This window comes from Streptomyces sp. NPDC006265 (assembly GCF_040613555.1).
Classification (GTDB): domain Bacteria; phylum Actinomycetota; class Actinomycetes; order Streptomycetales; family Streptomycetaceae; genus Streptomyces.
Map to the genome: position 1 here is coordinate 1 of NZ_JBEXSH010000181.1, position 12,088 is coordinate 12,088.

At 72.4% G+C, this 12,088-nt stretch carries 8 protein-coding genes; 5 read left to right on the forward strand and 3 right to left on the reverse strand.

What is annotated here, in order from left to right:
• The first annotated feature begins 643 nt into the window (after nt 1-643).
• The gene (locus ABZ281_RS17145; protein ID WP_356656282.1) at nt 644-3,922 is read left to right on the forward strand and encodes a BTAD domain-containing putative transcriptional regulator; all 3,279 of its coding nucleotides are present in this window, start codon (nt 644-646) and stop codon (nt 3,920-3,922) included.
• A gap of 16 nt (nt 3,923-3,938) precedes the next feature.
• Here the strand turns inward: ABZ281_RS17145 and ABZ281_RS17150 are convergent, their stop codons facing one another.
• The 3 genes from ABZ281_RS17150 to panB all read right to left on the reverse strand — a co-directional run bounded on the left by ABZ281_RS17150 (nt 3,939) and on the right by panB (nt 6,903).
• Nucleotides 3,939-4,811 (reverse strand): ABC transporter permease, encoded by an 873-nt coding sequence (locus ABZ281_RS17150; protein ID WP_356656284.1) that lies wholly within the window; start codon nt 4,809-4,811, stop codon nt 3,939-3,941.
• A complete protein-coding gene (locus ABZ281_RS17155; RefSeq protein WP_356656286.1) occupies nt 4,808-5,827 on the reverse strand; it encodes an ATP-binding cassette domain-containing protein in 1,020 nt (339 codons plus the stop codon). The genes ABZ281_RS17150 and ABZ281_RS17155 overlap by 4 nt, the downstream gene beginning before the upstream one ends.
• A gap of 200 nt (nt 5,828-6,027) precedes the next feature.
• On the reverse strand, nt 6,028-6,903 hold the full coding sequence (gene panB / locus ABZ281_RS17160; RefSeq protein ID WP_356656288.1) for a 3-methyl-2-oxobutanoate hydroxymethyltransferase: 876 nt from the start codon (nt 6,901-6,903) through the stop codon (nt 6,028-6,030).
• Between the two features lie 230 nt (nt 6,904-7,133).
• Here panB and ABZ281_RS17165 point away from each other — a divergent pair, with 230 nt between their 5' ends.
• From ABZ281_RS17165 to ABZ281_RS17180, 4 genes are all read left to right on the forward strand, one after another.
• On the forward strand, nt 7,134-8,735 hold the full coding sequence (locus ABZ281_RS17165) for an MFS transporter (protein ID WP_356656290.1): 1,602 nt from the start codon (nt 7,134-7,136) through the stop codon (nt 8,733-8,735).
• Between the two features lie 71 nt (nt 8,736-8,806).
• The gene (locus tag ABZ281_RS17170; RefSeq protein WP_356656292.1) at nt 8,807-9,457 is read left to right on the forward strand and encodes a TetR/AcrR family transcriptional regulator; all 651 of its coding nucleotides are present in this window, start codon (nt 8,807-8,809) and stop codon (nt 9,455-9,457) included.
• Between the two features lie 189 nt (nt 9,458-9,646).
• Nucleotides 9,647-10,699 carry an endonuclease/exonuclease/phosphatase family protein gene (locus ABZ281_RS17175; RefSeq protein ID WP_356656294.1) on the forward strand — a complete coding sequence of 351 codons (1,053 nt, stop codon included), beginning with the start codon at nt 9,647-9,649 and terminating at the stop codon, nt 10,697-10,699.
• 136 nt (nt 10,700-10,835) lie between these two features.
• Nucleotides 10,836-12,053, forward strand: coding sequence for an MFS transporter (locus ABZ281_RS17180; RefSeq protein ID WP_356656296.1), 1,218 nt, complete (start codon nt 10,836-10,838; stop codon nt 12,051-12,053).
• Nucleotides 12,054-12,088 lie beyond the last annotated feature (35 nt).

Below are 12,088 nucleotides of genomic sequence, written 5' to 3' on the forward strand. Positions count from 1 at the left end.
GGCTCTGCCGTGTCCGGTGTGACGGTGGCTTTGGCGCCCCGCGCATCGGTCCGAGGGCTCTGCCGTGTCCGGCGTGGCTGGGGGCTTCGGTGTCTTGTGCCGGTTCGTGAAGGGTCCTGCCACGCCGGGCCGTTGTGGCTTGGGCGTCCCGTGTGGGTGGGTGAGCGGCTCTGCCGTGTCCGGTGTGACGGTGGCTTTGGCGCCCCGCGCATCGGTCCGAGGGCTCTGCCGTGTCCGGCGTGGCTGGGGGCTTCGGTGTCTTGTGCCGGTTCGTGAAGGGTCCTGCCGTGTCCGGCCGTTGTGGCTCCGCGCCCCGCGGTGGTCCGTGAAGGGTCCTGCGGTGTCCGGCTGCCGCGGCGCCTCGCGGTGGTCCGTGAAGGGTCCTGCCGTGTCCGGCGTGGCCGTGGCGGCTCCGGGGCTCTCACGCCGGTCCGAGGGGTCTGCCGTGACCGGCCGCCGTGACTGCGGCGCCCGGTGCCGGTCCGTGAACGGCCCCGCCCCTGCCCGCGCCGCCGATGACCCCGATGCCCCCCTGACCGGCCCGCGCCGCCGATGACCCTGATGTCCCCCGCACCCGCCCCTGACCAACCCGCCGCGCAGTCAACCGTCGTGACCCGCCCTGTACACCGGAGACAATGAGCCCGTGCACTACCGCATCCTCGGCACCACACAGGCACTCCGCACCGACGGGACGGTCGTTTCGGTCGGTGGGGCGCGGCTGCGCGCGCTGCTGACCGTGCTCGCGCTGCGGGCCGGACGGACCGTGCCCGCGGGACTGCTCGTCGACGAGGTGTGGGGCGGGCAGCCGCCCGCCGACGCGCCCGGCGCGCTGCAGGCGCTGGTCGGGCGGTTGCGGCGGGCGCTCGGCGCTGACGCGATCGCCTCCGTCGAGGGCGGGTACCGGCTCGCGGCCGCCCCCGACGACGTCGACCTGCACCGGTTCGAGCGGCTGGCCGGCGAGGGACTGCGCGCGCTGGCCGACGGCGACCCCGCCAAGGCGGCCGTGGTCCTCGACGACGCTCTCGCCCTGTGGCGCGGCCCCGCCCTCGCCGACCTGCCCGACCGCACCGCCGAGGCGGCCCGCCGGGACACCCGCCGCCTGGACGTGCTGCGCGCCCGCCACACCGCCGCCCTCGCCCTCGGCCGGGCCGGGCAGTCCCTGCCGGAACTGACCGCCCTGTGCGACGGCCACCCCCTGGACGAGCCCCTCCAGACCCTGCGTCTGCGCGCCCTGCGGGACGCCGGCCGTGCGGCCGAGGCACTGGACGCCTACGAGGACGTCCGGCGCCTCCTCGCCGACCGTCTCGGCACCGACCCGGGGCCGGAACTGCGGTCCCTGCACGCCGAGTTGTTGAGCCTCGGGGGCGTTCCCGTCCCCGTGCCCGCCCCCCAGGGGCCGGGCGCGTCCGTCGGCAACCTCCGCGCCCGCCTCACCTCCTTCATCGGCAGGGAAACCGACATCGAGACCATCCGCGGGGATCTCGCGGCGGCCCGGCTGGTCACCCTGCTCGGACCCGGCGGTGCCGGGAAGACCCGCCTGTCGCAGGAGGCCGCCGAGTCCGTGCGCGAGGCCATGCCCGGCGGCGTGTGGCTGGCCGAACTCGCCCCGGTCGACGACCCCGACGCCGTCCCCGAGGCTGTGCTCACCGCCGTCGGAGCCCGGGAGACCGTGCTGTACGGCGCCGGCGCCGAGGGCATCCGCGCCGCCGTCGCCGACCGACTCGACGACCCCGTCGAGCGGCTCGCCGAGCACTGCTCCCGGCCCCGCATGCTGCTGATCCTCGACAACTGCGAGCACGTCGCCGACGCCGCCGCCCGCCTCACCGAGGAGCTGCTGGCGCGCTGCCCCGACCTCACCGTCCTGGCCACCAGCCGTGAACCCCTCGGCGTACCGGGGGAGTTGCTCCGCCCGGTGGAGCCGCTGCCCGAGCCGGTCGCGCTGCGGCTGCTCGCCGAGCGGGGCGCGGCGGCCCGGCCCGGCTTCCGGATCGAGGACGATCCCGGGGCGTGCGCCGAGATCTGCCGGCGCCTCGACGGCCTGCCGCTGGCCATCGAACTCGCCGCCGCCCGGCTGCGGATGCTCACCCCCCGCCAGATCGCCGACCGGCTCGACGACCGCTTCCGCCTCCTCACCTCGGGAAGCCGCACCGTCCTGCCCCGCCAGCAGACCCTGAGAGCCGTCGTCGACTGGTCCTGGGAGCTGCTCGACGAGGACGAACGCGACGTCCTGCGGCGGCTGTCGGTGTTCGCCGGCGGCTGCGACCTGCCCGCCGCCGAGGCGGTGTGCGGACCGGCCGCCCTGGAGGCACTCGGCTCCCTCGTCGACCGCTCCCTGGTCGTGGCCGCCCCGCCCGCCGGCTCGGCCGACGGGGAGATGCGCTACCGGCTCCTGGAGACCGTCGCCGAGTACGCCGCCGAACGGCTGGACGAGTCCGGCCGGCGCGCCGACGCCGAGCGCGCCCACCTGACGTACTTCCGTGAACTCGCCCGCGTCACGGACCCGTTGCTGCGCGGCCCCGGCCAGCTCGCCGCGATCCACCGGCTGGAGCGGGAGTACGAGAACCTGCGCACCGCGCTGCGCCACGCCGTAGCCCTGCGCGACGAGCAGGAGGCGCTGTGCCTGGCGCTGTCCCTCGTCTGGTACTGGCAGATGCGCGATCTGCGCATCGAGGCGCGCAACTGGTGCCGCGAGGTCATGGCGCTCGGCCCCGACCCCTTCGCCGAGCCCGTCCGCCCGGCCACCGCGGTGTGGGAGCGCTGCACCGACGCCCCGCCCCCGATGACCGGCGAGGTCCTCGCGGAGGCCCGGCGCGGTATCCACCTCGCCCATCTCGCCTGCATGGACACCGAGCTGGACGCCTGGCAGAACCCGCGCTCCCAGCAGAAGCTGCGCGCCATCGCCCGGACCTACGAGCCCGGTCTGCCGCAGAACTGCCGGCTCCCCGGCCTGCTCTGGTTCTTCGCCGTGATGCTGACCGGCGACATGGACCGGCTGCGCGTCATCATCGACGCCTCCATCCAGACCTGCCGGCAGGCCCCGGACTTCGACTGGGAGCTGGCCGCAGGCCTCCAGATGCGGGCCAACTTCCTCGCCAACCGCACCGACTGGGCGGGCGACGCCGCCCGTGACGCCGACGAGTCGCTGGAGATCTACCGGCGCCTCGGCGACGCCTGGGGCACCGCCGAGGCCCTCTCCGCCCGCGCCGAGGCCCACGAACGCCGGGGCGGCTACGCCCTGGGCGCCGCGGACTACGAGGCGGCCATCGGTCACGCCGAGCACCTCGGCGCCCGCGCCCAGGCAGCCGTCCTCACCGCCCGGCTCGGCAGTGCCCTGCTGGAGGCCGGCGAGGGCGAACGCGGCGAGCGGCTGCTGCGCGAGGTGATCGCCCAGCACGAGGAGTCGCACAGCGAGGCCATGCCCGCCGCACGCCTGTTCCTCGCCGGCTGGCTCGGCATGACGGGCCGTGTCACCGAGGCCCGCGAGCAACTGCGGCGGCTTCGCCAGGACTTCCGTATCGCCCACTTCATCGTCTTCGACGCGTTCATCCTCGGGACCGAGGCGTGGCTGGACGCCGCCGAGGGACGCTTCGAGGAGTGCCTGGAGCGGATCCGCAAGGGGATCGAGCGGGCCACGGACCCGCTGTCCGAGGCCATCGCGCCCCATATGCGCTCGGGCTACCTGGTCATCGGCGCCTGGGCACTGGCCGCCCACGACGGCGGGCGGCGCGCCGTGGACGCGGCCCGTTGCCTGGGCGCCTTCGACGCCCAGCTTCCGCCCGCCCACGTGGCCCAGTTGCATGAGCACGAGACCCGTGAGCAGGCGGAGCGGCACGCCCGGGCGGTGCTCGGCGACCAGGCGTACGAGACCGCGTACGCCGAGGGCGGCGGCCTGTCCACCGAGGAGGCCGCCGCCCTGCTCTGACGCGGACCGGACCGCGTCAGCTCTTGGTCCGGAACTTGTGGATCGCGACGGGTGCCATCACGGCCGTGATCGCCACCGACCAGCCGAGCGTCACCCACAGATCGTGTGCGACCGGCCCGCCCACCATCAGACCGCGCGCGGCGTCCGCGAGCGTGGACAGCGGGTTGTAGTCGGTGAAGGCCTGGAGCCAGCCCGGCATGGACGTGGTCGGCGCGAAGATCGACGAGCCGAACTGGAGCGGGAACAGCACCAGGAAGCCCATCGCCTGCACGGACTGCGCACTCTTCATGATCACGCCAAGGGTGAGGAACACCCACATGATCGACGAGGCGAACGCGGTGGACAGCGCGACGGCCGCGAACAGTCCGGGCCAGTTGGTGATGTCGAAGCCGACCGCCACGGAGACGATCATGAGGACCGCTGTCGCGAACAGCATCCGCAGCAGTTCCACCGAGATCTTCGCGAACAGCACCGAGCCGCGCCCGATGGGCAGGGACCGGAAGCGGTCCATGACACCGGAGTTGAAGTCCTGGCTGAAGCCGGTGCCGACGCCCTGGGACAGCGTCATGCTCATCATCGCGATCATGCCGGGGATCACGTACTGCACGTACCGGTCCTGCCCGCCGCCCAGCGCCTGCCCGATCGAGCCGCCGAAGACGAACACGAACAGCAGGGTGAAGATGACCGGCATCAGCAGCGCGTCGGCCATCGACTCCGGGTCCTGGCGGATCCACAGCAGGTTGCGGCGGACGAGGGCGCTGGTGTGCCGTACGTGCCCGCGCAGCGAGATGCGGGCGTCGTCCTTCGTCGCGGGGGTGGGAAGGGGGGTCGAAGGGGCGGCGCGAAGCGCCTCGTTCGGGGCGGTGGTGGGCGACGGGTGGGAACTCATACGGCGACCTCCTCGCGGTCCTCGGCGGGCGTGGCGTCCTGCGGGGCACTGGCACGGTGGCCGGTGAGGGACAGGAACACCTCGTCCAGGCTGGGCAGTTCGGTGGTGACGGCGGCGAGCGTGATGCCGCGGGAGGCGACGGCGCCCACGACGGCGGTCAGCTGCTCGTCGCTGAGGATCGGGACCAGGAGGGTGCCGGAGGCGCCGTCCACGGTGGTGGTCGCGAGCCCGGTGATGCCGAGCTCGTCCAGGTACCCGGCGAGCGGCCGCAGGTGCAGGGCGTCGGCCGGCCTGATCCGCAGGGTCCGCCCGCCGACCTTGGCCTTGAGCTCCTCGATGCCCCCGCCCGCGACGACCTTGCCCTTGTCCACGACCGTCAGCTCGGAGGCGAGCTGCTCGGCCTCCTCCATGTACTGCGTGGTCAGCAGCACGGTCACACCGTCGCCGACCATGGCCTTGACCTCGTCCCACACCTCGTTGCGGGTGCGCGGGTCGAGCCCGGTGGTCGGTTCGTCGAGGAAGAGGACGGAGGGCCGCCCGATCATCGAGGCGGCCAGGTCGAGCCGCCGCCGCATACCGCCGGAGTAGGTGCCGGCGGGCCGCTTGGCGGCCTCGGTCAGCGAGAACCGCTCCAGCAGTGCGTCGGCACGCGCGCGTGCCTCCTTGCGGGGCAGGTCGAGCAGCCGGCCGATCATGTACAGGTTCTCCCACCCGGGGAGCTTCTCGTCGACGGAGGCGTACTGCCCGGTGAGGCCTATCACCCGCCGCAGCTGCCGCGGCTGCCGTACGACGTCGTACCCGGCCACCGTGGCCTGGCCCGAGTCGGGCGCCAGCAGCGTGGACAGGATCCGCACGAGGGTGGTCTTCCCGGCTCCGTTCGGCCCGAGCACCCCCATCACGGTGCCCTCCCGCACCTCCAGGTCGACCCCGTCCAGAGCCTTGGTCTCCCCGTAGTGCTTCACCAGCCCCCGCACGGTCACAGCGGCGCCGCGGGTTCGTGTGTCGATTCGCGTCATGAGACAGACGGTCTCAGCGTCCACCGACAAACCACCGACAGGCCGCCGACACCTTGACGACGGACACCGCAACCATCGATTGAGGAACCACGGCGGCGAGCAACCACGTCCGCGAGAGCGGCGCCGGTTTAGGCGCAAAGAGGGAACAGCCCGTCGGCTGGGGGAAGGCCGACGGGCTGTCCGTGGTGCCGCTGTGGCTCTCAGTGGACGGAGTTCTCCTCCTGCGGGAACGTTCCGCCGACGACCTCGTCGGCGAACGCCTTCACCGCGTCGCCCATCACCTCACGCAGGTTGGCGTACTGCTTCACGAACTTCGGCACGCGCCCGCCGGTCAGGCCCAGCATGTCGGTCCACACCAGCACCTGCGCGTCGGTCTCGGGGCCCGCCCCGATCCCGACGGTCGGGATGTGCAGCACCCGCGTCACCTCGGCGGCGAGCTCCGCGGGGACCAGCTCCAGCACCACCGCGAACGCGCCCGCGTCCTGCACGGCCTTCGCGTCCCGCAGCAACTGCTGGGCCGCCTCCTCGCCCCGCCCCTGCACGCGGTAGCCCATCGCGTTGACCGACTGGGGCGTCAGGCCGATGTGCGCCATGACCGGGATGCCGGACTCGACGAGCAGCCGGATCTGTTCGTGCGACCGCTCGCCCCCCTCCAGCTTCACCGCCTGCACGCCGGCCTCCTTCACCAGCCGGGTCGCCGAGCGCAGCGCCTGCACCGGACCCTCCTGGTAGGAGCCGAAGGGCAGGTCGCCGACGATCAGGGCACGGGAGGTGCCCCGTACGACCGCCGCCGACAGCATCGTCATCTCGTCGAGGGTGACGGGCACGGTCGTCTCGTACCCGAGGTGGCAGTTGCCCGCCGAGTCGCCGACGAGCATCACCGGGATGCCGGCCTCGTCGAAGACGGACGCGGTCATCGCGTCGTACGCGGTGAGCATCGGCCACTTCTCGCCGCGCTCCTTGGCGGCGGCGATGTCCCGCACGGTGATACGGCGGGTGCCCTTGCCCCCGTACAGCGCCTTGCCGCCGTCGGAGGGCTTCGGCTGAGCAGTCTGGGCAGCCGGAAGCTGCGTCATTGCACGGCTCCTAACACGTCATCTCGAGGCGCCCTGACGGCGTCCCCGGACCACGTCCATGGTGGCACCTCGTGCCATCGAGGGCTAGGGGAGCGCCTGTGAGTTCCGCCCCGGAGGGACGTCCCCGTGCGTTTCGCCCCCGGAGCCGGAAGCGAAAGCCGCGTAAGATCCCGGTAAGAGAATTCCAATACGAGACGGTCTCGTATTGAAACAGCTCTAGGCTCGGACCCATGACTCCTCCTGCCGACCCGGCCGCCCCCACCGGCCCGCGCGTACCGGAAGCGGTGCACCGGCGCCGCTGGGCGATCCTCGGGGTGCTGATGCTCAGCCTGCTGATCGTCGTGCTCGACAACTCGATCCTGAACGTCGCCATCAAGACGATCTCCACCCCGGCCCCCACCGGGCTGGGCGCCACCCAGAGCGAGCTGGAGTGGGCGATCAACGCCTACACCCTCGTCTTCGCCGGTCTGCTGTTCACCGCCGGGCTGCTCGGCGACCGACTGGGCCGCAAGAAGGTGCTGATCGGTGGCCTCGCCGTGTTCGGCCTCGGATCCGCGCTCGCCGCGTTCTCCGGCTCGCCGGGCGAGCTGATCACCTTCCGGGCCGTGATGGGCCTGGGTGCCGCGTTCGTCATGCCCGCCACCCTCGCCGTCCTCATGAACGTCTTCGAGCGTGAGGAGCAGCCCAAGGCCATCGGCATCTGGGCGGGCGGCGTCGGCCTCGCCGTCGCCATCGGGCCGATCACCGGCGGCGTACTGCTCGACCACTTCTGGTGGGGCTCGGTCTTCCTCGTCAACGTGCCGATCGTGCTGCTCGCGCTCGCGCTGATGCTCTGGCTGGTGCCCGACTCGCGCGATCCGAACCCGGGCCGGATCGACCCCGTCGGCGTCGTGCTGTCCGTCGTCGGCCTGGTGCTGCTCGTCTACGGCATCATCAAGGGCGGCCAGCTCGCCGACTTCACCGACCCGACGGTGCTGGCGACCATCGGTGCCGGTGTCGCCGTGCTCGTCGCCTTCGTCGTGTTCGAGAAGCGCAGCGACCACCCGTCGATAGACGTCACGTACTTCAGGGACAAGGTCTTCTCGGCCGCCGTCTCCGCGATCGCGCTGGTCTTCTTCGCGCTGATGGGCGTGACCTTCTTCTCCGTCTTCTACACGCAGAGCGTGCGCGGCTACTCGCCGTTGCAGACCGGTCTGCTGATGCTGCCGCTGGCCGCCGCCCAGTTGATCTTCGCGCCGCGGGCCCGGCTGGTGGTCGACCGCTTCGGCAACCGGGTCACGACCACGGCCGGCATGGTCGTCATCGCCGCCATGCTGGCCGCCTTCGCCACCCTGGACGCGGACACGCCCATCTGGATCCTGGAAGTGATCTTCTTCCTGATGGGCGCCGGCATGGCGCACATCATGACGCCGGTCAGCGTCGTCATCATGCAGGCCCTGCCCCGCGAGAAGGCCGGCTCCGCCTCCGCGCTCAGCAACACCTTCCGGCAGGTCGGCGGCGCCCTCGGCATCGCCGTCCTCGGCTCGGTGCTGTCCACGGCGTACCGCACGGGCATCGAGGACAAGCTCGGCGTCCTGCCCCCGGCCCTGCGGCACACCGCCGGAGAGTCCATCGAGGCCACGCTCGGCGTCGCGGACAAGCTCGGCCCGCGAGGCGAGTCCCTCATCACCCCGGCCTACGACGCGTTCCTGAACGCGATGCACACCACCGCGCTGTGGGGTGCGGGGATCGCCCTGATCGGTGCGGTCGTCGTGGCGCTGTTCCTGCCGGGCAAGCCGCCGGCGCCCCAGCAGGAGGAGGGGGAGAAGGAGTTGTCGCGCACGGAGGCGTAGGCCCGCGGGAGAATTCACCTTCCGCGCAGCCGGAAACGGTCTCCCACCCCGTCAGGAAAGGACGCAGCGACGTGAGCCCCGCCGAACGGCACCCCCCGCACGGCGGACCCGGGAGGGGCCGTCCCAGAAGCGAGGCCGTCGAGCGCGCCATCATCGAGGGGGTGATGAAGCTCCTGGAGGAGGGCGTGCCCCTCGCGGAGCTGTCCATCGAGCGCATCGCCCGCACCGCCGGCGTCGGCAAGGCCACCATCTACCGCCGCTGGAGCGGCAAGGAGGAGCTCTTCGTCGACGTCGTGCGCGCCGCGGAGCCCCCCGACCCGCCGCTCCCCGGCACCTCCATGCGCGACGACCTCGTGGTCCTGCTGGAGCAGGTGCGCCGGCGCGGCCTGGCCAACCGCTCCTCGGCGATCCTGCACAGCGTGCAGGCCCAGATGAAGAGCAGTCCGAAGCTCTGGGCGGCGTACCAGGCCACCGTCGTCGCCCCGCGCCGCCGGCTCGGCCTGGAGGTCCTGCGCCGCGGCCGGGAGAACGGCGAACTGCGCACGGACCTGGACCTCGAACTGCTGAACGACCTGTTCGTCGGCCCGGTGCTCGTGCGCGCCGTGCTGCGCCCCGACGCCGACCTCCCCGACGACCTCGCCGAGCAGGTCGTCGACACCCTGCTCGAAGGGCTGCGGCCGGGCAGCTCACGGTCCGTCAGATCGGGCTCCGGCGGCTCCTAGTGCCGGCGACAGTGTGCGCGTTTCGTCACAGAGGGCGCTTTCGGCGGGCCTGATCGGAACTCACCGCGGGGGCTCGAACGTCATCGCCCCCGTACGGCCGTCGGAGGACGGCGGGAACGGAACGGATCATCCCCTAGGGTCGTAAGACACGGGGGCGATGGTGTGCACGGCAGGCAGTGAGGCGACGGTATGGCCCAGCAGGCGTACATGACGGAGACGGACAACGGCGGCTCGGGGCCCGAGCACCGGGGAACCCGGCTTCGGCGCCTGTTCGACCGGCTGACGGGCCCCTGGCGCGGCGACCCCGGGATCTGGCGGCGCGGACTGCTCGTCACCGCCTGCGCGGTGCTGCTGACCCTGGTCATGGGGCTGCACTCGCGCATCCCGAACGCGATCGGCAACCTGGGCAGCCTCATCGAGACGTTCCTGCCCTGGCTGGGGCTCCTCGTCCCGGTGCTGCTCGCCCTCGCCCTGGTCCGCAAATCCGCGACCGCGCTGATCGTGGTGGTGCTGCCGTCCGTGGTCTGGCTGAACCTCTTCGGCGGCCAGCTCAGCGACAAGACCGCGACCGGCGGTGACCTCACGGTGGTCACGCACAACGTCAACGCCGACAACCCGGACCCGTCCGGCACCGCCCGTGACGTGGCCGCCTCCGGCGCGGACGTGCTGGCCCTGGAGGAACTGACGCCGGCCGCGGTCACGACGTACGAGAAGGCGCTGGCGTCGACGTACCGTTACCACTCGGTGCAGGGCACGGTCGGCGTGTGGAGCAAGTACCCGCTCAGCGGCGTGCGGGACGTCGACCTCGACATGGGCTGGACGCGCGCGATGCGCGCCACCGTGACCGCCCCGTCCGGGCAGTTGGCGGTCTACGTCGCCCATCTGCCGTCCGTGCGCGTGAAGATGGAGGCCGGCTTCACCGCCCGCCAGCGCGACCGCAGCGCCGACTACCTGGGCGAGGCCATCGCCCACGAGCCGCTGAAGAACGTCGTCCTGCTCGGCGACCTCAACGGCACGATGAACGACCGCGCGCTCAACGCCGTCACCTCCCAGATGCGCTCGACCCAGGGCGCGGCCGGCAGCGGTTTCGGCTTCAGCTGGCCCGCGTCGTTCCCGATGGCGCGCATCGACCAGATCATGGTCCGGGGTCTGCAGCCGGAGAGCTCGTGGACCCTCCCCGAGACCGGAAGCGACCATCTGCCGGTCGCGGCCCGTGTGAGGGTCACCACAAGCGGCTCCTGAAAACCGCTGGTCAGGGCAGTTCCGACAGAAATTCGCAGCCGAGGCGTCACCTCGTGGAATAGTGCGCCTGAGAGACTTTGTTCCGTACTTGAACATACGCGTACGGATCTCCAAGCAAGTCTCGAAAGGCTCATTCATGCCCCTGGCCCTGCTCGCCCTCGCCGTGGGCGCCTTCGGCATCGGTACGACCGAGTTCGTGATGATGGGGCTGCTGCCCGACGTCGCGGACGACCTGAACATCTCGATACCCAGCGCCGGCCACCTGGTGTCGGCGTACGCGCTGGGCGTCGTCATCGGCGCCCCGCTGCTGGCCGCGGTCACCGCCAGGATGTCCCGGCGCACGGTGCTGATCGGCCTGATGGGACTGTTCGTCGTGGGCAACGCCCTGTCGGCCCTCGCGCCGGACAACGGCTGGCTGCTGGCCGCCCGCTTCCTGAGCGGTCTGCCGCACGGCGCCTTCTTCGGCGTGGGCGCCGTCGTCGCGACGAACATGGTCGCCCCCGAACGCAAGGCGCGCTCGGTCTCGCTGATGTTCCTCGGCCTGACGGTCGCGAACGTCGCGGGCGTGCCGGTCGCGACCCTGATGGGGCAGCACCTCGGCTGGAGGGCGACCTTCCTCGGCGTCAGCGCCATCGGCCTGGCGGCGATCGCCGCGCTCGCGTTCCTCATCCCGCACGACCACGAGCACACCACCGCCCAGGGCCTGCGCGGCGAACTCGCCGCCCTGCGCTCCCTCCCGGTCTGGCTGTCGCTCGGCACCACCGTCGCGGGCTTCGGCGCCCTCTTCGCGGCCTACAGCTACATCACGCCGATGCTCACGGACGCCGCCGGCTACGCCGACGCCAGCGTCACCCTGCTGCTGGCGCTGTTCGGCGTCGGCGCGACCGCCGGCAACCTGCTGGGCGGCCGCCTGGCCGACCACTCGCTGCGCGGCACGCTGTTCAGCGGCCTGACCGCGCTGGTGGCGGTGCTGGCGCTGTTCCCGCTGCTGATGCGCACGGAGCTCACGGCCGCGGTGGCCGTGATCCTGCTCGGCATGGCGGCCTTCGTCACCGGCTCCCCGCTGCAGCTGATGGTCATGGAGAAGGCCTCCTCGGCCCCGTCCCTGGCCTCCTCGGCCAACCAGGCCGCCTTCAACCTGGCCAACGCCGGCGGCGCCTGGATCGGCGGCCTCGCGCTGGCCGCGGGCTTCGGCGTCACCTCCCCGGCCCTGGCCGGTGTGGCGCTTGCCGTCCTCGGCCTGGCCGTGGCGTCGCTGGCCTGCGCGGTGGACCGGCGCCGGGCCCCGGTCGCCGGACGCGAGCGGATCGTGGCGAGCCACGTCCCGCAGGAGGCGGAAGCGGTGCACCACTGACCGATTCCGGTGGTCGGCGGCCCGTGGGATCACGT